The sequence below is a fragment of the Brevundimonas sp. genome, assembly GCF_965227765.1.
In the GTDB taxonomy this organism is placed as follows: Bacteria; Pseudomonadota; Alphaproteobacteria; order Caulobacterales; family Caulobacteraceae; genus Brevundimonas.
This window is the reverse complement of the sequence record NZ_OZ245778.1, coordinates 1,542,633-1,562,926: the sequence shown is the minus strand read 5'-3', so window position 1 is coordinate 1,562,926 and position 20,294 is coordinate 1,542,633. Positions and strand designations below refer to the sequence as shown.

The 20,294-nt window shown below is 66.9% G+C and carries 19 protein-coding genes; 10 read left to right on the top strand and 9 right to left on the bottom strand.

Annotation, left to right across the window (positions count from 1 at the left end):
- Window positions 1-47: 47 nt before the first annotated feature.
- The gene (locus ACO05L_RS07470) at window positions 48-692 is read left to right on the top strand and encodes a Crp/Fnr family transcriptional regulator (RefSeq protein WP_421731527.1); all 645 of its coding nucleotides are present in this window, start codon (window positions 48-50) and stop codon (window positions 690-692) included.
- 28 nt (window positions 693-720) lie between these two features.
- Here ACO05L_RS07470 and ACO05L_RS07465 read toward each other — a convergent pair whose 3' ends face one another.
- Entirely contained in the window at window positions 721-4,152 is a 3,432-nt protein-coding gene (locus ACO05L_RS07465) for a calcium-binding protein (RefSeq protein ID WP_421731526.1), read from the bottom strand.
- Between the two features lie 174 nt (window positions 4,153-4,326).
- On the opposite strand from ACO05L_RS07465, the gene ACO05L_RS07460 reads away from it, so the two are divergent.
- A complete protein-coding gene (locus ACO05L_RS07460; protein WP_421731525.1) occupies window positions 4,327-5,169 on the top strand; it encodes a Ku protein in 843 nt (280 codons plus the stop codon).
- A gap of 167 nt (window positions 5,170-5,336) precedes the next feature.
- On the opposite strand, the gene ligD is transcribed toward ACO05L_RS07460, so the two are convergent.
- Together ligD and ACO05L_RS07450 are read right to left on the bottom strand one after the other, a co-directional pair.
- Window positions 5,337-7,922 carry a DNA ligase D gene (ligD, locus tag ACO05L_RS07455; RefSeq protein ID WP_421731524.1) on the bottom strand — a complete coding sequence of 862 codons (2,586 nt, stop codon included), beginning with the start codon at window positions 7,920-7,922 and terminating at the stop codon, window positions 5,337-5,339.
- A gap of 132 nt (window positions 7,923-8,054) precedes the next feature.
- Window positions 8,055-8,837 carry a hypothetical protein gene (locus tag ACO05L_RS07450; protein WP_421731523.1) on the bottom strand — a complete coding sequence of 261 codons (783 nt, stop codon included), beginning with the start codon at window positions 8,835-8,837 and terminating at the stop codon, window positions 8,055-8,057.
- 113 nt (window positions 8,838-8,950) lie between these two features.
- Between ACO05L_RS07450 and ACO05L_RS07445 the strand changes: the two genes are divergently transcribed.
- Both ACO05L_RS07445 and ACO05L_RS07440 read left to right on the top strand, forming a co-directional pair.
- Complete coding sequence (locus tag ACO05L_RS07445) at window positions 8,951-9,565, top strand: TIGR00730 family Rossman fold protein (protein WP_421731522.1); 615 nt, start codon at window positions 8,951-8,953, stop codon at window positions 9,563-9,565.
- Between the two features lie 125 nt (window positions 9,566-9,690).
- Window positions 9,691-9,993, top strand: a complete 303-nt coding sequence (locus ACO05L_RS07440) for a CC_3452 family protein (RefSeq protein ID WP_421731521.1) — start codon at window positions 9,691-9,693, stop codon at window positions 9,991-9,993.
- 108 nt (window positions 9,994-10,101) lie between these two features.
- On the opposite strand, the gene gltX is transcribed toward ACO05L_RS07440, so the two are convergent.
- Window positions 10,102-11,454: a glutamate--tRNA ligase gene (gene gltX / locus ACO05L_RS07435; RefSeq protein ID WP_421731520.1), complete on the bottom strand. Its 1,353-nt coding sequence runs from the start codon at window positions 11,452-11,454 to the stop codon at window positions 10,102-10,104.
- Window positions 11,455-11,575: 121 nt separating this feature from the next.
- On the opposite strand from gltX, the gene mutL reads away from it, so the two are divergent.
- Genes mutL through ACO05L_RS07420 form a run of 3 tightly spaced genes read left to right on the top strand, consistent with a single transcriptional unit; the run spans window position 11,576 to window position 14,233 of the window.
- On the top strand, window positions 11,576-13,462 hold the full coding sequence (mutL, locus tag ACO05L_RS07430) for a DNA mismatch repair endonuclease MutL (RefSeq protein ID WP_421731519.1): 1,887 nt from the start codon (window positions 11,576-11,578) through the stop codon (window positions 13,460-13,462).
- A gap of 1 nt (window position 13,463) precedes the next feature.
- The gene (locus ACO05L_RS07425) at window positions 13,464-13,772 is read left to right on the top strand and encodes a DUF3601 domain-containing protein (RefSeq protein WP_421731518.1); all 309 of its coding nucleotides are present in this window, start codon (window positions 13,464-13,466) and stop codon (window positions 13,770-13,772) included.
- Window positions 13,769-14,233, top strand: a complete 465-nt coding sequence (locus ACO05L_RS07420; protein WP_421731517.1) for a low molecular weight protein-tyrosine-phosphatase — start codon at window positions 13,769-13,771, stop codon at window positions 14,231-14,233. The genes ACO05L_RS07425 and ACO05L_RS07420 overlap by 4 nt, the downstream gene beginning before the upstream one ends.
- Here ACO05L_RS07420 and rsmD read toward each other — a convergent pair.
- Together rsmD and ACO05L_RS07410 are read right to left on the bottom strand one after the other, a co-directional pair.
- Window positions 14,220-14,783 (bottom strand): 16S rRNA (guanine(966)-N(2))-methyltransferase RsmD, encoded by a 564-nt coding sequence (rsmD, locus tag ACO05L_RS07415; RefSeq protein WP_421731516.1) that lies wholly within the window; start codon window positions 14,781-14,783, stop codon window positions 14,220-14,222. The two genes, ACO05L_RS07420 and rsmD, sit on opposite strands and share 14 nt — an antisense overlap.
- A gap of 4 nt (window positions 14,784-14,787) precedes the next feature.
- Window positions 14,788-16,347 (bottom strand): pseudouridine synthase, encoded by a 1,560-nt coding sequence (locus tag ACO05L_RS07410; RefSeq protein WP_421731515.1) that lies wholly within the window; start codon window positions 16,345-16,347, stop codon window positions 14,788-14,790.
- Window positions 16,348-16,359: 12 nt separating this feature from the next.
- Here ACO05L_RS07410 and tadA point away from each other — a divergent pair, with 12 nt between their 5' ends.
- Window positions 16,360-16,821 (top strand): tRNA adenosine(34) deaminase TadA, encoded by a 462-nt coding sequence (gene tadA / locus ACO05L_RS07405; RefSeq protein ID WP_421731514.1) that lies wholly within the window; start codon window positions 16,360-16,362, stop codon window positions 16,819-16,821.
- Window positions 16,822-16,829: 8 nt separating this feature from the next.
- Window positions 16,830-17,252 (top strand): MliC family protein, encoded by a 423-nt coding sequence (locus ACO05L_RS07400; protein WP_421731513.1) that lies wholly within the window; start codon window positions 16,830-16,832, stop codon window positions 17,250-17,252.
- A gap of 3 nt (window positions 17,253-17,255) precedes the next feature.
- Here the strand turns inward: ACO05L_RS07400 and aroB are convergent, their stop codons facing one another.
- Both aroB and ACO05L_RS07390 read right to left on the bottom strand, forming a co-directional pair.
- Window positions 17,256-18,359, bottom strand: coding sequence for a 3-dehydroquinate synthase (gene aroB, locus ACO05L_RS07395; protein WP_421731652.1), 1,104 nt, complete (start codon window positions 18,357-18,359; stop codon window positions 17,256-17,258).
- 4 nt (window positions 18,360-18,363) lie between these two features.
- Entirely contained in the window at window positions 18,364-18,942 is a 579-nt protein-coding gene (locus tag ACO05L_RS07390; protein WP_421731512.1) for a shikimate kinase, read from the bottom strand.
- Window positions 18,943-19,014: 72 nt separating this feature from the next.
- On the opposite strand from ACO05L_RS07390, the gene ACO05L_RS07385 reads away from it, so the two are divergent.
- Window positions 19,015-19,929, top strand: coding sequence for a tyrosine recombinase (locus tag ACO05L_RS07385; protein ID WP_421731511.1), 915 nt, complete (start codon window positions 19,015-19,017; stop codon window positions 19,927-19,929).
- A gap of 9 nt (window positions 19,930-19,938) precedes the next feature.
- Here the strand turns inward: ACO05L_RS07385 and ACO05L_RS07380 are convergent, their stop codons facing one another.
- The gene (locus ACO05L_RS07380) at window positions 19,939-20,244 is read right to left on the bottom strand and encodes a YdeI/OmpD-associated family protein (protein WP_421731510.1); all 306 of its coding nucleotides are present in this window, start codon (window positions 20,242-20,244) and stop codon (window positions 19,939-19,941) included.
- Window positions 20,245-20,294 lie beyond the last annotated feature (50 nt).

Genomic DNA, 20,294 nt, shown 5'->3' with positions numbered 1-20,294 from the left:
GCCCCACGTCCCACGACGGCCCTCTTGGCAACTGGACCTGGCAGGCCATGAGCCCGGCAGATCAGGCGGCGCTGCGCCCCCATGCCCGCCGCAGAATCCTGGAGGCCGGAGACATCCTGATGCGGGTCAGCGACCCGGTGGATCTGGTCTATTTTCCCGTCACCGCAGACATCGCCAATGTCATCCGGCTAAGCGACGGCCTGGCGGGGATGGCGACCACGGTCGGACGGGACGGCATTACTGGACTGGCGGCCTTCATGGCCGACGAGCCTCTGGGTTGGGATATCCTGGTCCAGATCGGCGGCGAAGCCTGGAGCCTGCCCGGAGACCGCTTGCGACACCAGGCACAGGCCAGCCCGGACCTCGAGGCGCTTCTGATGCGCCTGACACACAAGAACCAGGTCGAGGCGGCCGTGAACACCGTCTGTAACCTGCGTCACCCGGTCATGCCGCGACTGGCGCGGTGGCTGCTGACCACGCAGGACCGCACCGGCGCCAGCGAACTGCGCATGACCCAGGAAGAGGTCGGCGCCCTGCTCGGCGTCCAGCGCACGACAATGAACGAAGCCTTCCAGGACCTTGCGGCCAGGGACGGCGTCGTCATCTCGCGAGGCCGCACCACCATCCGCGACCGCGCTGCCCTCAAACGCTGCGCCTGCGAATGCTACGCCTCGATGAAGCTAAGCCTCTAGCTCGGCGTGTCGCCCGCTTTCCGGTTCGTCAGAAAACGAAGTTGTTGAAGGCCTCATGGTTGCCGTTGGCGACGATCTTCATATCCGCGACCCCATCGCCGTTCACGTCCATCAGGATGGTCGTCAGCTTTGTCGTGGCGGAGTAGTCCAAGGTCATCTGGCCCGCGACCCTGGTGAAGGCATCGACGATGCTGAACCCTTGGTTGCCCGCCACCTTGGTGTTGGCGTCGATGGCGGACAGATCGATACGGTCGCTATTCGTCAGGTCTGTGATGCGATCAAAGGCGGAGACCGTAGAGTCCGCTGTGGATGCATAGACGAACCGATCGGCGCCCGCACCGCCGGTCAGCGTATCGGCGCCGGCGCCGCCGCTGATGACATTGGCGCCGGAGTTACCGATGATCAGGTTGTTCAGGGTGTTGCCGGTGGCGTTGATCGCGGCGGACCCGGTCAAGGTCAGATTCTCTACGTACTGGCCTGCCAGGGAATAGGTGACAGTGCTGTAGACCAAATCAACCCCAGTCTCCTTGGCCTCGATCACCTTGTCGCCGATGTTGTCGACGTAATAGATGTCCGCGCCCTTGCCGCCGATAAGGGTGTCCGCGCCCTTACCGCCATTGATGACGTTGGCCGCGGTGTTGCCAACAATGGTGTTTGCCTGGGTATTTCCCGTGGCATTGATCGCGGCAGAGCCCGTCAATGTCAGCTTTTCAACATATTGCCCCGCGAGCGAGTAGGACACGGTGCTGTAGATCAGATCAATGCCGAACTCGTCGGCCTCGATAACCCTGTCTGCGACATCATCCACATAATAGGTGTCTGCACCCTCCCCGCCGGCCATCGTGTCTGCGCCCTTGCCGCCGTTGATGACATTGGCCGCAGCGTTGCCGACGAGGATGTTCGCCAGAGTATTGCCGGTCGCATTGATCGCGTCCGTTCCGGTCAAGGTCAGCTTTTCGACATACTGTCCCGCCAGCGAATAGGTGACGGTGCTGTAAACCAGATCGACGCCTTCGCCGCTCACCTCGACCACGACATCACCGACGTTGTCGACATAATAGGTGTCGTCGCCGAGACCGCCGATCATTCGATCCTTGCCATCCCATCCATTCAGCACGTCGTTTCCGCCGAAGCCGGTCAGAACATTATCTTTCGTGTTTCCGGAAAGCATATTGGCAAGGTCGTTACCCTTTCCCCAAACAGCATAGTATCCAAGATGCAGATTCTCGGCGTATTGCCCTAGTAGAGAAAAGCTTACGTCACTATAAACCGTGTCGACACCCTCGCCTTGGGCTTCGATAACCTGATCTCCAGCCTGATCGACGTAGTAGGTATCGTCTCCGGCTCCGCCCGACATTCTGTCGGCACCTTCATCACCGGATAGAAAGTCGTTACCGGAACCGCCTGTCAGTTCGTCGTCGCCATCCCCACCGTGCAAGTCATCATTGCCATCTCCCCCTATAAGGATGTCAGCCTCCATACTGCCATGGAGATAGTCGTCGCCAACGCCGCCATCCAAGGTCGAGGCCCAACCGGCCGCTCCGAGGTTATCGTTGCCCGCGTCGCCCCACAGATGGCCGCTGCCATAGATGTAGTCGTCTCCGTCGCCTCCGTGGAACTGGTCATTCCGAGACCAGCCTCCAGAGATTTGATCGTCGCCGGCTTCGCCGTAGATGATGTTGATAGCATTAGTGGCGTCGGCGTCATTGGCGCGATTACCACCAGCAGAGATTCTGTCGTTGCCAGTTCCGCCGTAAATTAGGTCAGACCCGCTGCCGCCCGTGATAACATCGTCCCCTTTTCCGCCGTAGATCGTATCGTCGCCATTTCCGCCCTCGAGCGTATCGTCGCCTGACCCTCCATCGATCAGATCATTACCGTTGTTGCCCTGAAGCACATCATCGCCGGGACCGCCCGAAATCGTGTCGTTGCCGTTCACGCCGGCATAGATGTCGGCACCTGCCGCACCAACGAACACATCGTCGCCAGAGGTGCCGATATTAGGCGTGGCCAAGGTTCCAGACTCGAAAAAGTCTGCGGTTATCGTGACCGTGCCTTCGAAAGTAAGGACGTAATCGGCCGCCCCCAATCGGCTGTCCTGGTCCAGATCGATGATCAGATACGTGAGCCCACCATTCACCCAAGTCCAGATTTGCGTAAAACCTGGTCCATAGTCAGACGCGGAGAAGGTGGCGCCCGAAGTCAGCGAAAACCCTGGATTATCTAGCGCACCCCGCAAAACCAGCGGGGTCGGGCCGAACACACCCAACCGAATTCGATCCCCCTCAAACAGGTTGAAATCCCTGATCAGACTGAACGACTGACGGGCAAAATTAGCCTCGGGATGGCAGTCGAATAGATCGGCGCCGCTTCCACCAGCCACAGAACTGCCCGAAGCGTAATAGCCCGAGGCCACCCGGATTTCGTCGTCGCCAGCGCCGCCATCGACCCAGTCCCCGTTGGCGATGATCAGATCATCGCCATCTCCTCCCCGCAAAATATCGGGACCGGTTTCCGCGTCATCGTCCCTGCTGTCTAAAAGGTCGTCCCCGGAGCCGCCTTCAAGCACGTCAAGACCGCGGCCTGCGATCAGGATGTCGTCGCCAGCCTCACCGTAAAGCAGATTGCTGTGCCCGAAATCCGTTCGACTCGAATTGTACCGGAAGGCCGCATAGAGGGTGTCATTTCCCGCACCGCCATACAGAACATCATCGCCAACGTCGCCGATGAGGATGTCGTCACCGGCGTCTCCGCGGATAGTATCGTTTCCATCCCCGCCATCCAGAATGTCGTCTCCGCCGCCGCCAGAGATACTGTCGTCTCCGCCATAGCCTCGATACTCTTCCGCCAGGGACGTGCCGATCCATGTGTCCGGCCCGGCGGTTCCAAAGATGATGGTTGAGATGGCGCCGGAGACAAAGGCGGCGGCAGTAATCACAGCCCCATTGTCAAACTGGACAACGAGATCGGTAGCTTCCAGTCGGTTGTTGCGATTTCTGTCGACGATCAGATAGGAAATGCCGCCAGTCACCCATGTCCAAGCCGTCACCAAGTCGTTGCTGATGCCGGGCAGAACCGCGCCCTCCGTCAGCGCGAACCCGCCGGTGGTGATCTCGCCGCCCCACCGAATATTTGTTTCCTGCAAGTCGATACGGTCGCCTGACGACTGGGAGAAATCCGTAACCCTGTCCGTGAACGCGAGCGTGCTTGAATAACCGTAGTTGGTGAACTGGAACGTATCCGCCCCGGTTCCGCCCGTGAGAATGTCAATCGACCAATCCTCTTCGACGACGATCAGATCGTTGCCGGAACCACCGTCGACAACGTCCGCACCGTAACCAGGCATTAGCGTGTCATTTCCCGCTCCGCCGATCAGATGCTCGTCGCCATCGCCGCCGTAGATGAAATCGTCCCCACTCGTGCCGGTGATTGTTTCTGCCAGAAGCTTCTTTGAAGACAACACAACTCACCCGATCCGCTGGTACAGTAATCCTGAATCAAAGCCCTATCACCGGCACAACCGTTCCGCGAGACTCAATCTTGGCGGTATCTTGTTCGGGGTTGCCCCGTCACCGCCTAGCAACGCTTCCGGCCGCACGACGTTAGCCCGCGAGCAAGAGCACGGAACACGATCATGGCTGCACGCCCGACCTGGCACGGACATCTGAAGCTGTCGCTCGTGACCTGTCCTGTGGGTCTCTACACGGCGACGGCGTCGAACGCCCATGTCAGCTTCAACCTGATCAACCCAGACACCAACAACCGCATCCGCATGGTGCCGACCGACCCCGACACCGGCCCGGTCGAGCGTTCGGACCTGGTCAAGGGATATGAGGTGTCAAAGGACGAATACGTCCTGTTCGACGACGCCGACTTCGACAAGGTCAAGCTGGAGACCACCCATACCATCTCGATCGACAGTTTCGTGGACGAGAGCGAGATCGACCGGCTCTATTGGGACGACCCCTTCTTCGTGGTGCCGGAAAAGGGCGTGGGGGCCGAAGCTTTCGCCGTCATCCGCGACGCCATGAAGGCGGCGGGCAAGATCGCCATCGGCAGCCTGGTGCTGCGCGGCCGCGAGCGTCAGCTGGCGCTGGAGGTGCGGGGCAAGGGGTTGGTCGCCTTCACCCTGCGCGCCCACGACGAGGTCCGCGACGCCGACGACTATTTCGACGACATCCCCACGGTGAAGGCCGACAAGGACATGGTCGAGATCGCCACCCGCATCATCGCCCAGAAGGAAGCGGACTTCGATCCGACCCAGTTCAAGGACCGCTACGACGACGCCTTGCGCGACATGATCAAGGCCAAGCAGAAGGGCGGCAAGGGGCTGGTCGAGGTCGAGGCGCCTGACGACACCAATGTGGTCGATCTGATGGAGGCGCTGCGCAACAGCCTCAAGGGCTCGGCGTCCGGCAAGGCGGGGGCCAAGAAGACGGCAGTCAAGAAGCCTTCCGCCCGCAAGAGCGCTGCATAACACCGCTCGTCATCACAACGCTCGTCATCCTAGGCCTTGTGCCTAGGATCCAGAGACTCCGCCGTCGCCGATGAGGAGCCGATACCGGCAGTTGCGCCTCACCTAAAGCACCGGGCGTCTGGATCCTCGGGACAAGCCCGAGGATGACGGAATGGAACGGGCGATGCCTAAACCCCCATCGTCTTCAGGGCCGGCCTCAGGCTGACCGCCGCGTCGCGAAACTCGGCCCAGGGGTCGGGCTTCTTGAGCAGGGCGGGCGCCGTGCGGATGTTGAACGCCTTGGGATCCAGGCCAGACTTCACCTGGCCCCACGACAGGGGAAAGGCGATGCCCGCGCCGGGCCTGGCGCGCGGCGACCAGGGCGCGACCGCCGTCGCCATCCGCCCGTTGCGCAGATAGTCGAGGAAGATCTTCCCGCCCCTCGCCTTCTTGGCCAATGTGGTGGTGAAACGGTCGGGAGCCTCGGCGCGGATCGCCTCCGACACCGCCTTGGCGAAGGCCTTGTTCTGCTCCCAGGTCACCCGGGAACGGGCGTCCGAGCGGATCGGCACGACGACGTGCAGACCCTTGCCGCCGGTCGTCTTGACGAAGGGCGTCAGTCCCAGAGACTCCAGTTTCGCCTTCACCACCTTTGACGCGGCGATGACGTCGGCGAAGTCCAGTCCGACATCGGGATCGAGATCGAAGGTGATCTGTTCGGGCGTCTCGGGGTCGCCGGGCGCGCAGCCCCAGGGATGCAGTTCCAGCCCGCCCGACTGACCGATCGCCACAAGCCCCCCGACATCGACCACGGCGACATAGGGTTTGCGCTCGTCCACATCGATCAGCTTCAGACGCGGGTTGGAACCCGGCATGGCGTGGCGCTGGAAGAACTGTTCGCCGCCGATGCCTTCGGGCGCGCGGATGATGGAGGTCGGCCGATCGGCGACGTGGGGCAGCAGCCGCTCGGCCGCCATCTCGTAATAGCGGATCAGCTCGGCCTTGGTTATCGCCGCCTCGCCGTCATGGGCGGGCCACAGGACCTTGTCGGGGTTGGAGATGGTCACCCCCGCGACGACCAGCTTGCCGGGTTTCGAGCCGCCTGACAGCGTCAGTTGCGGCGGCGGGGGCGACTTGGCGCCCTTGGGGGGCGCAGCCGGCGCCTGGGGCATGGCGTCCACCTCGGCGGCGGCCTTGTCCTCGCGCAGCCCCTTGAAGGCCGCCTGCCTCAGCGAGCCGCTGTCGGTGTATCCACCGTGTTCGATCTCGGCGACCAGGACGGGCTTCACCCAGTGGATGGTCGCGCCGCTGACGGTCTTGCGCGGCGCGCCCTTGCCGACGAAGGGGCTGTCTTCCGTCTCCACCGCCTTGAGGGCCGGCAGCAGCGTCTTGACCACCGCCTCGCCATATCCGGTTCCGACCCGGCCCAGATGGCGTAGGCCCTTGGTGTCCTGCACCCCGACGATCAGCGAACGGAAACGCGCCCCCTCGGAGGTCCAGCCGCCGATCACCACCTCGTCCCGGCCCCGGCATTTCGACTTGACCCAGGTGGTCGAGCGGCCCGCGTGATAGGGGGCGTCCAGCCGCTTGGAGATCACCCCTTCCAGGTCCATCCGGCACGCGCTTTCCAGCACCGCCCTGCCGCTGGAGGCGAAGTGATCGACGTAGCGGACCCGCCTGGCCGCCGTCGCGGGCAGCCGGTCCAGATAGGCCTGCAACCGCGCCTTGCGATGCGACAAAGGCAGGTCGCGCAGGTCCTCAGGCCCCTCGAACAGCATGTCGAAGGCGAAATAGATCAGGTCGCCGGTGTCCCCGTCCGAGATCGCAGCCTGCAGGGCCGAGAAGTCGGGCATGGCGTCCTCGGCCAGGGCGCACAGCTCCCCGTCGATCACCGCATCGGGCCAGCGCGCCGCATGGGCGGCGTGTTCGGCGAACCTGTCCGACCAGTCCAGCCCCTTGCGCGTCCGCAAGATCGCCTTGCCGCCGCCGACACCGATCTGGATGCGATAGCCGTCGAACTTGATCTCGTGCGCCCAGCCCGATTCGCCCGGCGGATAGTCAGCGACCTTGCACAGCTGGATCGGCACAAAGGCGGGCGGCTTGGTCGCCTTCGACGCCTGGGCCGGCGTGGGCTTGGGCTTGGGCGGCCCCTTCTTGCCCGTCGGCTTGGAGGCGGTCCATTGTTTGCGGCCCTCGGCGATCTCGGCCATCGTCCGCCCGGTCGTGACCGAGGCGTCGATCTCCATATTGGCGTCGCCCTCGCCATCGACGGTGTAGTCGTCGATCTCCTTGATCAGCAGCCAGTTGTTGCGCTTGGAGGGTTTGCCCCGGTCGGTCCTGAGCCGGATCAGGGCCCATTTCCCCTTCAGGCGCTCGCCGTGCAGCACCATCTTCACCTGGCCCTTGGCGAAGGCGGCCGCCAGATCCGGCTCCTGCGGCTCCCAGGTTCCGGTGTCCCACATCTGCACCGTGCCGGCCCCGTAGTTGCCGCCGGGGATCGTCCCTTCGAAGCCGCCGTAATCCAGCGGGTGGTCCTCGACCTCGACGGCCAGCCGCTTGATGGTGTGGTCGCGCGACGGGGCCTTGGTCACGGCCCAGGATTTGAGCACCCCGTCGACCTCGATGCGGAAGTCGTAGTGCAGCCGCGTCGCGGCATGGCGCTGGATCAGATAGCGCAGGGGCGCGGCGCCCTTGCGCGGGATCTTTCGGCCCTTGGGCTCGGGCGTCGCCTTGAAATCACGCTTGGCCCGATAGGTGTCCAGTTCGCCGCGCACGCCTGCCTCCGCTGTTCATCAGCCAACGCACGGGTGCGCCGGCCGATCCCGACGCCTCCGGGCAAGAAAAAGCCCGACGCGAACGCCGGGCGGAAAAGTCTGGTGATGGCTCTTTCTGGAATGAAGACGGTCCTAGGGCCGGGGGAACCAGCTGCTCTGGCCAATACCCTGACGCGTCGACCAGCCCATTCGCCAGCCCGCGGAATCGGCGGTTGTCACTAATCCTGCGCTCCCGACGACGGCCGCACCGGGATAGTCATAGGCCCTTCCCGCCACGGTGACCGTCGCTGGCGACGCCTGTGCGGCCAAGTCCAGCGACACGCTCCACCGCCCGTTCCGGCCCGTCCGCGCCTGAATCGGCGCCCCGCCATTGACGGCGACGGATACCATGGCGCCGGGAGTGGCTCGGCCAGAAGCCAGAGCCGCCTCGCCGTCGCTGTCGATCACGTCCAGCGGCCCGGCGGCGTCCAGCCTGACGCTGGGCGCGCCAGGAGCCAGCAGGGCCAGCGGCCCGTTCGGGTCTTGCGACACCAGCAGTTGATAGGGCGCGGGCGAGGCGTCCTGGCCGTTTCGGGCCTCGACAGCGAACAAGGTGTCGGCGGCTGGCGGCAGGATTCTCAGATCGAACCGTCCCTGGGCGTCGGCCCCGGTGGCGTAGGCGGCCTGGCCGTCGCTGTGCAGCACGACCCGCCCTTGGGGCGCGGCGAGGCCTTTGACGATCAAGGCGGTCGGGGTGCGTTCGATACTGCGCACCATGGGCGACATGACCCAGTCGGCCGCGACCGGCGCGGTCGGCTGAGCTTCGCCCACGGGCTGCGAACATCCCGCCAGCACCACGACGGCGACTGCGATGGCGGCAGCCCCGCCCCCGCGGCCTGGGCCGTCCGGTCGCCTGTTGAAGTTCCGCCGTGTCATCCGAGCCTTCGTCGCTATAAGCAGCCGTGTGATAGCGCGCCGCGGGCCGACCTGCCACGTTCCGCTTACTGCCGCGTTCTACATCCCCTTATCCTTCTCCGCCGTCGAGTTTCATGTCCGATACCCTGTCCACCAAACCCCGCATCCAGCCTTTTGACGGACTCTCCGTCTGCCTGTTCTGCGGTTCTGCCGAAGCCGTCGATCCCGCCTATCTCGAATCCGCCCGCGCGTTCGGGCAGGCCACGGCCCAGGCGGGCTGGAGGCTGGTCTATGGCGGCGGCGGGGTCGGCCTGATGGGTACGGCGGCCCGGGCGGCCCATGCCGAGGGTGGCCGCGTGTTGGGCATCATGCCAGCCTTCCTGCGCAGCCGAGAACGCCTGTTCGACGACGTCGAGACCCTGGTGGTCACCTCGATGCACGAGCGCAAGCAGCTGATGTACGACCAATCCGACGCCTTCGTCGTCGCCCCAGGCGGCATCGGCACCCTGGAAGAGGCCATCGAACTCCTGTCGTGGAAGCGACTGGACCTGCACGCAAAGCCGGTGATCTTCCTCAACATCAACGGTTTCTGGGAGACCCTGTTCGCCCTCATGCGCCACTCGGTGGAACAGGGCATGACGCCCCCGGCCTTCCTCGACGCATGGACCGTAGCCGACACGGTCGAGGACGCCATCGCCCAGATGACCGGGCCTGCGACAACCGGGTCCTTGCCTTATGATCAGCGATAAGTGATCATTAGTAAGTCAGGCACGGGTTTTCTTTGAAAACGGCCATTGACAGTTTTCCAAAGAAACTGACAAAGAAGGACCGGGCGCAACCTCACGCCCGAAACCTTCGTGCGGAGCAACCCCACATGCGTGCCATCCTCATCGCCGCCGCCCTGTTCGCCGCAGCGCCCGCCATCGCCCAGACCCCGGCCCCCGCTGCCAACACCCGCGCCGTCCTGGCCGACGCCGCCACGGCGCCGGCCGGCCGCACCATCGTCGATGGCGCCATCTGGACCTGCGAAGGCTCGGCCTGCGTCGCCACGGGCGGCGCCAGCCAGCCCGCCACCCGCGCCTGCCGCCGCGTCGCCGCCAAGCTGGGCGCCGTGTCCGAGTTCGTCTGGAAGGGCACGGCCCTGAGCGCCGAACAACTGGCGACCTGCAACGCCTGATCGGCGCTGCGAGGCCGAGCCCGGCTCGGTCTCAATGATTGATCGCAGAACGGGGCGGACCATGGTCCGCCCCGTTTTCGTATGCGTCGCTGGGTTGGCGGACAGGCCTCAGGCGGCCCCGTCGCCCTTCAGCCGGGCCACGATCCTGTCGCGCCCGATCAGGGGCGCCATGGCCGCCATGTCCGGTCCGTGCGGCTGGCCGGTCAGCATCAGCCGCAGGGGCATGAACAGGGCCTTGCCCTTGGCGCCCGTCTGTTCCTTGATCGCCGCCGTCCAGGTCGCCCACGCGGTCTCGTCGATGACCTGGGGCAACAGAGCCAGGGCCGCCTCGGCGAAGGCGGCGTCCTCGATCACCGGCATCACCGGCCCCTGAACGATCGCCGCCATTTCAACGACATCGGCGAACTTCTGAAGGTTGGCGCGCACCACGGTCCAGAAGGCCTCGCCCAGATCGACGCCCAAGGCCGCCAGGCGAGGCTGGGCGGTCTCATAGCTCATCACATGCAGGGCCTGGGCGTTCAGACGGTCCAGATCGGCGGTGTCGTAACGCGCCGGGGACCGGCCCATCTTGGCGAAGGCGAAGCTCTCGCCAAGCGCTTCTACCGAAGTCCCAACCTCGAGCGGATCGGACGTGCCGATCCGGCCCAGGTGGCTGGTGATGGCGATGGGCTCATAGCCCTGGTCGCGCATGTCCGAGATCGACAGCGAGCCCAGGCGCTTGGACAGGGCCGCGCCGTCGGAGCCGACCAGCAGCGGCATGTGGGCGAAACCGGGTGTCGCGCCTTCCCAGCCACACTTGGCCAGGGCCTCGAAGATCTCGATCTGGGCGCCGGTGTTGGTGACGTGGTCCTCGCCGCGGATGACGTGGGTGATCGCCATGTCCATGTCGTCGACGACCGACGGCAGGGTGTAGAGGAACAGGCCGTCTTCGCGGATCAGGACCGGGTCCGACATGGACGCGGTGTCGACCTCGCAATGGCCGCGCGCCAGGTCTTCCCAGGCGACCCGGCCGTGATCCAGCTTGAAGCGCCAGTGGGGTTTGCGCCCCTCGGCCTCGTATGCGGCCTTTTCGGCGTCGGTCAGGGCCAGGGCGGCGCGGTCATAGATGGGCGGCAGGCCGCGCGCCAACTGCACCTTGCGGCGGCGATCCAGCTCTTCGCCGGTCTCGTAGGCCGGATAGAGCCGCCCCGAGGCCTTCAGCAGATCGGCGGCGGCCTCATAACGGTCGAACCGTTTCGACTGGTTGTGACGCTCGTCCCACAGCATGCCCAGCCAGGTCAGGTCGTCCTCGATGCCCTGCTCGAACTCGGGCGTGGACCGGGCCAGGTCGGTGTCGTCGATGCGCAGCACGAACTGGCCGCCCTGCCCCTTGGCGAACAGCCAGTTGACCAGCGCCGTGCGGACATTGCCGACGTGCAGTTTTCCGGTGGGAGACGGGGCGAAACGGACCTTGACGGACATGATAGGCGGACCTTGGAAACGAAGGGGCGTAGGTCGGTCACGCAGATGGCCAAGTCAAGGCGGCAGCCATGTTCAAGCCGCCTCGCGCGCCGCCTCGCGAACCCCTATCTTGGCGACTCACATGCCCATTCGTCGCCTTCCCCCCGAAACCGTCAACCGCATCGCCGCCGGCGAGGTGGTCGAACGCCCCGCCAGCGCCATCAAGGAACTGGTCGAGAACGCACTCGACGCGGGCGCGACGAGGATCGAGGTCCAGGCGGACGGCGGCGGCCTATCGCGCATCCTGATCGCCGACGACGGTCACGGAATGGCCCCCGACCAGTTGGCCCTGGCGGTCGAGCGTCACGCGACATCGAAGCTGGAGCCCGATGATGCTGGGGACGTGGACCTGCTGCGCATCGCCACCCTGGGCTTTCGCGGCGAGGCCCTGCCCTCCATCGGCTCGGTCGCGCGCCTGACCATCACCAGCCGCGCCAAGGACGGCGGCGACGCCCATCAGATCACGGTCGAGGGCGGGGACCAGCGCCCGGTCGCCCCCGCCGGCTTCCCCGGCCCCCACGGCGCCCGCGTCGAGGTCCGCGACCTGTTCTACGCCACCCCGGCCCGGCTCAAGTTCATGAAGTCCGAGCGGTCCGAGGCCATGGCCATCTCGGACGAGATCAAGCGCCAGGCCATGGCGCACGAGGCCGTCGCCTTCACCCTCGACCTCGACGGCCGGACCACCCTGCGCCTGCCCGCCGAGCATCCGGGCGATGAAGGCCGCCTGAAACGCCTGGCCGCCCTCTTGGGCCGTGACTTCGAGGCCAACGCCCTGCTGATCGATCAGGAGCGGGACGGCGTGCGCCTGTCCGGCTATGCGGGCCTGCCGACCTATTCGCGCGGCAATGCGGCCCATCAGTATCTGTTCGTCAACGGCCGCCCGGTGCGCGACCGCCTGCTGCAAGGCGCCCTGCGCGGCGCCTACGCCGACTTCCTGGCGCGGGATCGCCATCCGGCGGCGGTGCTGTTTCTGGATGTCGATCCCCTCTACGTCGATGTGAACGTCCATCCGGCCAAGGCCGAGGTCCGCTTCCGCGACCCGGCCCTGGTGCGCGGCCTGATCGTCGGGGGACTGAGGCATGCCCTGGCCGCCGCCGGGCACCGGGCCTCGACCACCGTCGCCGCCGACGCCCTGGCCGGGTTCACCGCCCACACCGGCGCGTCTCCCTACCCCGCCTACAGCCCGTCATCGCCCTCGGCGGCGGGGTTCAGCGGCTGGCAGGGATGGGACCAGCCCCGCCCCACGACCGGCGTCCTGCCCGGTCTCAGCGAGCGCTCGGCCCGGGTCGAGAGCCCCGGCTTCACCCCCTGGCCTGAGCCCGCGACATCGGACCAGGCGGGCCAGTTTCACGACCAGCCCGCACCGGGTGCCCCCGCCGATCTGGTCGATTTCCCCCTGGGCGCCGCAAGGGCCCAGGTCCACGGCACCTATATCGTCGCCCAGACGCGTGACGGCATCGTCGTGGTCGATCAGCACGCCGCTCACGAACGCCTGGTCTATGAGAAGATGAAGGTGCAGATGGCCGCCGGTTCTGTCGCCCGCCAGGCCCTGCTGACGCCCGAGGTGGTCGAGCTCGACCCGTCCGAGGCCGACCGCGTCGCTGCCCGCGCCCCGGAACTGGCCGAACTGGGCCTGATCGTCGAGGCCTTCGGCGCCGGGGCCGTCCTGGTGCGCGAGACGCCGGCATTGCTGGGCGACACCGACGTTCAGGGCCTGATCCGCGACATCGCCGACGACCTGGCCGAACATGGCGCGGCCCTGGCCCTGTCCGAGCGGCTCGGCGAGGTCTGCGGCACCATGGCCTGCCACGGCAGCGTCCGAGCCGGTCGCGTCCTGTCCGCGCCCGAGATGAACGCCCTGCTGCGCCAAATGGAGGCCACGCCCCACTCCGGCCAGTGCAACCACGGTCGCCCGACCTATGTAGAGCTCAAGCTCAACGACCTCGAAAAACTGTTCGGCAGGAGGTGAGATGCACGGCCCAAAGCCCGCTGGCCACTGGACCCGATTGATCCCCGCCGAACCCTATCGGCTCCTGCGACCTGGCCGGGCCTATATCGTAACGCAGGCGTTCACTGATTATGACGAATCCGTCCATCCGGTTGGAGAGCGGTGGGTCTATCTGGGCTCCAACTTCCTGCCGTACGACGATGGACTGAGCCTGTTCGTCTCTCTCGACGGTTCGCAGGAATGGCATATTCGAATGCAACTGCGTGACGAAGAACAGGGTCCCGTGGTCAACGATCTGGACAGCTATATCCGGCGCGACACGTCACGATGACCCCGTCCGTCCTCTTCGTCTGCCTCGGCAACATCTGTCGCTCGCCCCTGGCCGAAGCCGCCCTGCGCGCCGAGGCGCAGCGGCTGACGCTCGATCTGATCGTCGATTCCGCCGGGACCGGCGACTGGCACGCGGGCGATCCGCCCGATCCGCGCGCCCAGGCCACGGCCCTGCGCCACGGCGTCGATATTTCGAGCTATCGCGGTCGTCAGGTGAAGCCCGCCGACTTCCGCCGCTTCACCCATATCGTCGCCCTGGACCACAACAACCTGTCCAACCTGCGCCGTCTCGCGCCCGCAGACGGGGTCGCCGAGCTCAGCCTGATGCTGGACCATGTGCCTGGCCGCGAGGGCCAGCCCGTCGCAGATCCCTATTTTGGTGATGAGGACGGCTTCGAAATCACCTGGGCCGAGGTCGTCGAGGGCGCCAAGGGTCTGGCCGCCCGGCTCAGATCAGCCTGAGAAACAACACCCGCGCCGCGCCATAGTCCCGCGCATCCAGCCGCTCGTATCCCGGCGTCTCGATCTCGGGTTCGCCGGAGCCGCGCTCCAGCATCACCACCGCGCCAGGCTTGAGCCAGTCGCCCGCCCGCAACCCGGCCAGGGCCTGTTCGCCCAGTCCCTTGTGATAGGGCGGATCGAGGAAGGCGATGTCGAAGGCCGGCCCGACCGACGCTGGCCGCTCGCCCAGGTCCACGGCGCTGCGCCTATGGACGCGCACGGAGCCGGTCACGCCAAAGGCCTCGGCGTTCTCCCGGATGGCGCCGCGCGCCGCGTCCTCGGTCTCGACGAACAGGCAGAAGCCCGCGCCCCGGCTCATGGCCTCGAAGCCCAAAGCGCCCGATCCGGCGAACAGGTCGATGACCCGCACCCCGTCCAGCTCCGGCGCCCAGGCGGCGTGCTCCAGCATGTTGAATACGGCCTGGCGCGCGCGGTCGGAGGTCGGGCGCGTGCCCTGTCCATCCGGTGCGACGATGGCTCGCCCCTTCAACCGTCCCGAGACGATCCGCACGCCGTCAGTCGCCCGAGCGAGGTCCGCGCGGTCCAGCCGGCCCGCGAGGTTTGAAGCCGCCCTCGCCAGGCTTCATGCCCGACCGGCCCGAGGGCCGTGCAGGACCGGAACGCGAGGCGCCGCCGCGGGCGGGCTTCTCGTCACGCGCCCAGGTCGAGGACTTGGGACCGATGATCTGGTCTTCGCGCGGTTTGAAGGTGCGGGCCGGACGATCGCCGTCTTCACGCGGCGTCCAGACCTTCTTGGGGCCGGTCGAGGCGCCGCGCGGCTTGGGCGGCGCGGCCTTGGCCCAGCCCGCCTTCTTGGCCGGGCGGTTGGCGCGCTCGATGCTCTGGGCGGTCGAAAGCTCGGCGGCGCGGACGCGGCTGGGCTTTCGCGAGGGGTCCGACAGGGCCGAGCCCGACTTGCCGGTCACCAGGGGCATGCCGCCGCGACGGCCGGGCACGGGCGCCGGGGTCTGGACGGTGTTGCCCTCGGGCAGGTTCTCGGGACGGATATGTTCGCCCAGCATCTCGCGGATCACGCGCGGGCCGACTTCCTCGACCGCTCCGCTCGGCAGGGTGCCCAGTTGGAACGGACCATAGGCCAGGCGGATCAGCCGGTTGACGGTCAGGCCGACCGATTCCAGCACCTTGCGGACTTCGCGGTTCTTGCCTTCCGAGATCTGGACGCTGATCCACAGATTGGCCGACTGGACGCCGTCCTCGTTGGTCTTGGCCTTGTCGATAGTGGCTTCGACGGGACCGTAGCGGATGCCCTCGATGGTCACGCCGTCCTTCAGGGTGTCGAGATCGGCCTGGGTGATGCGCCCGCGCGCCCGCGCCCGGTACTGGCGCACCAGGGCCGTGGTGGGCAGTTCCAAGGCCCGGCTCAGCTCGCCGTCGTTGGTCAGCAGCAGAAGGCCTTCGGTATTGATGTCCAGACGCCCGACCGAGATCACGCGCGGCAGACCTGCGGGCAGGCTGTCGAACACGGTGGGACGCCCGCCCGGATCATTGTGCGAGGTCAGAAGGCCGACCGGCTTGTTGTAGCGCCAGACCCGCGTCGCCTGCACCGCCGCGATGGGCTTGCCGTTGACGGTGATGACGTCGTCGCGCGTCACCAGGGTGGCGGGCGTCTCAAGAATGCGACCATTGACCGCCACCTTGCCCAGACCGATCAGGCGTTCGACCTCGCGCCGCGAGGCGATGCCCGCACGCGCCATGGCCTTGGCGATTCGTTCCGAACGCTTGGGCGCCTCGGGCTCGGCCTTGTCAGGCTTGCCCTTGAAACCGCCCTTGGACGCGTCCTTGCCGCCGCCCTTGGAGTCGTCGGAATAGCGTTTGCCCTTGATCGGCTTTTCCGGGCGCGCGCCCTTGTCCGGCGCATAGGCCCGGCCACCAAAGGATTTGCCGGCCGGAGACCGGCCGCCTGAGCCGCCATCCTTGGTCTCGGAGGTGAAGGCCTTGGCGCTGGCCGAGCCGGGGCGCGCGGCCCCGCTCTTGGGCCGATCACCGGGCTTATGGGGCCGCAGCTCTTGACTGGGGCGGGGCTTCTTGTCGTTGTCGTCTGTATGGCGGGCCATGATGAGCGGTTCATGCGCATGGCGATGGACCTTGCGCAAGCGGCGGCGGACGCCGGAGAGGTTCCCGTGGGCGCCGTCGTGGTCGATGAGACCACCGGCGAAGTCGTCTCGACGGGCGCAAACGGCCCCGTCGCGGCCCATGATCCCACGGCCCACGCGGAGATCGTAGCCCTCAGGAACGCCGGCGCATCGACCGGAAACTATCGGCTCACAGGCCTCACACTCTATGTAACGCTCGAACCCTGCGCTATGTGCGCCGGCGCCATCAGCCATGCGCGAATCGGCCGGGTGGTCTGGGCCGCCGACGATCCCAAGGGCGGAGCGGTCATCCATGGCCCCCGCCTGTTCGAACAACCGACGTGTCATTGGCGCCCCACCACCGACAGCGGTCTGCTGGCAGCCGAGTCATCCGAAAGGCTTCGCGATTTCTTCCGCGCCCGCCGCGGGGGAACAGTGGCCGCAAACCGGCGTTAAGCGTGGCCATGACAGATATTCGCGCGTGTATTCTCGCCTCTGCAGCCTTCGCCGCCCTGGCGATGCTCGCAGCCTGTGGTCCCAAACCGCGTGAAGCCCCCACCAGTGGTGACGAGGTCAAGGAGCGCGCGCTCGACGCCCAGACGGCGCGTCGCCGCACCGGAGCCGAGATTCAGGACCGGGCGCTGAACCGCGTCGTCCGCGCCGTCTACCTGTGCGACAATGGCGAACGCCTGTCGGTCGATTTCGACAATCCGCGCCAGATGGCCACGGTGCGCAACTCCACCGGCGAGGCGGTGGATATGTACCAGGAACGCGCCGCCGACGGCATATGGTACCGCGCCTCTGGTTTCGACCTGCGCGGCAAGGGGGTCATGGCCACATGGTCCGCAGACGGCCGCGCCCCCACTGAGTGCCGTGCCGTCGATTAGGCCTTAAGTCGCGCCCTGTTCGATCAGGAAGGCCTTCAGGTCCGCCGCATCCACCGTCTTCTCGACGAAGGCGTCGCCGATGGACCGGGCCAGGACCAGGGTCAGTCGCCCGCCTTCAGCCTTCTTGTCCCCCGCCATGCGCGCGATCAGGGCGTCGGCGGTGAACACGCCCGCCTGGATCAGTTCGGTCGGCAGGCCCGCCGCCGCCGTGACGCGGGCGACCTTTTCAGCCTCGGCAGCTTCGCAGGCGCCTAGCCGCACCGAGTAGCGGAAGGCCAGCACGCACCCAAGGGCCACGGCCTCGCCATGGGCCAGCGCCGCCTCTTCGAAACCGAGCTCCGCTTCGACCGCATGGCCGAAGGTGTGGCCCAGGTTCAGCAGAGCGCGTTTGCCGGCCTCTTTTTCATCCTCGCCGACGATGGCGGACTTGATCTCGACCGAGCGCTCGACCGCCCGCTGCAGGGCCGCCGGATCGCCCGTCGCCCCGCCCGCGCCGTCACTGGCCAGCCAGTCGAAGAAGGGCGCGTCGCAGATCATCCCGTGCTTCAGCACCTCGGCCCAGCCCGAGCGCAACTGCACCGGCGGCAGGGTGGCCAGAAGGTCGATGTCGGCCAGTACCAGCCGCGGCTGATGAAAGGCGCCGATCAGGTTCTTGCCGCGCGGGCTGTCGATGGCCGTCTTGCCGCCCACGGACGAATCCACCTGGGCCAGCAGGGTCGTCGGGACCTGCACGAAGTCGATGCCGCGCATAAAGAGCGCCGCCGCCAGCCCGGCCAGGTCGCCTACGACACCGCCGCCAAAGGCCACGACCACGTCCTTGCGGTCCAGGCCCGCCGCCAGCAGCCGGTCCATGACCCGCTCCAGCTCGGCGAAGGATTTCGATCCCTCGCCCGGCGGCACGGCGATGATCTCGTGGCCCAGGCCCGCCGCATCCAGCGACGCCGTCAGCGCCGCCGCGTGCAGGGCCGACACCGTTTCGTCGGTGATGATGACCGTGCGGCCGCGCGCCAGCGGCGCGATGCGCGCTCCGGCCTGGGCCAGCAGGCCGCGCCCGACGACGACGTCATAGGTTGCGAACCCCGCGCCGCTGACCGGCACGCACGTCATGGCTTCACTCACGCCCAACCTCTTCATTCCGGTTCCAGAAGGCGTCGAGCGCGCGAAGGATGGCGTCGACGGCGTCGCCATGCGCTCCGCCGCCCACATCGACCGTAACATCGGCCTCGCCGTAAAGTGGATAGCGGGCGTCGGCCAAACCCGTCAGCGCCTCCAGCGGATCGCGTCCCCGCAGCAGCGGTCGCGAATCCCGACGCGCCACGCGCCCAGCCACCACCTTCAGGTCCGCCCGCATCCAGACGGATGTCGCATGGCTCTTCAGCAAGGCCCGCGTCTCGGCGTTCAATATTGCCCCGCCGCCGGTCGCCAGCACCATGGGCGGCGCCTCGGTCAGCAGGCGACGCATGACGCGGGCCTCGCCCTCGCGGAACTGTGCCTCGCCCATGCTGGCGAAGATGTCGGACACCGTCATGCCCGCCGCCTGCTCGATCTCGTCGTCCCCGTCGGCGAAGGGCAGGCCCAGGCGGGCGGCCAGCCGTCGGCCCACGGTCGATTTTCCCACGCCCATCAGCCCGACCAGGGCTATGGTGCGGGTCGGACGCGAGGCAGGCAAAGGGGCGGGAGGCGCAGTCATGATGGATCGAACCTCTACACCAAGCAGAGCCGCTCGCCAGAGCCCCGATGCGCCTTCGAACAGGCCGAAATCATGACGGTCGAAGCCGCCTCGCCCCAGATCGAGGCCTTTCTGGAGATGATGGCGGTCGAGCGCGACGCCTCGCCCCACACCCTGTCGGCCTATGCCCGCGACCTGGCAGACGCCGAGGGACTTCTGCCATCGGGCGGTCTGATGGCGGCGGACGAGACGGCTATCGAGGCCTGGTTCTCCGACCTCTCCAAGCGCGGACTGTCGCCCGCCACCGCCGCCCGCAGACGCTCGGCCGTGCGTCAATTCTATCGATTCGCCATGGGCGAGGGCTGGCGCACCGACGATCCCTCGCGCCGCCTGGATGCGCCCAAACAGGGACGCCCCCTGCCCCGCACCCTGTCTCGCGAAGAGGTCGAACGCCTGCTGGCCGCCGCTGCGGCGCGCGAAGGCGGCGGCGGAGTGCGGATGCTGGCCCTGGTCGAACTGGCCTATGCCTCGGGCCTGCGCGTATCCGAATTGCTGGGTCTGCGGGTCGAGGCGGTGCGGCGCGATCCGGCCTGGCTGGTGGTGCGCGGCAAGGGCGGCAAGGAGCGGCTCGCGCCCCTCAACACCGCAGCGCGGGAGGCGGTGAAGGCCTGGCTGGCCGTCCGTGACGCGGCCCGCAAACCCAAGGCTCCCGACAGCGTCTGGCTGTTCCCGTCGAACGCCGCAGACGGCCACCTGACCCCGCGCCGTTTCGCCCAGATGCTGGATCAGGCCGCCATCGACGCCGGGATCGACGCCGCCCGCGTCAGCCCCCACGTCCTGCGCCACGCCTTTGCGACCCACCTGCTGGAAGGGGGCGCCGATCTGCGCGTGGTCCAGACCCTGCTGGGCCACGCCGACATCGCCACGACCCAGATCTACACCCACGTCGCCACCGACCGCCTGAGCCAGGTGGTGCAACAGCATCACCCCCTGGCGAAGGACGACTAGGCCGGCTGGCTATTTCGGCGTCTTGTCGATCAGCACCGCCTGTTGCCAGCGGCTGGGCGCCTTGTCGGTGCGGTGGATGCATCCGGCCCAGCAGCAGGGCCGTTTCTTGCCCTCCAGCAGCTCGCCCACGGTCCTTTCGATCCGCCGCTCGCGCGTCTTGGCCTGTTTGGCGTCCTCGACCCAGCAGATGAACTCGTTCCGCCCCAGGGGCGTCAGGCCGGCCCACAGCGCCAAGATCCCGGCGTCTGCCTGCAAGGCCTCGCGAAGGTCATCACCTGCCTGATGCACCACGCCCTGGGGGAAACCGTCCGTCATGAAGCCTCCGTTGAACCGAGCCTGGCCGCCAAGGCGGTCAAGAATTGTCC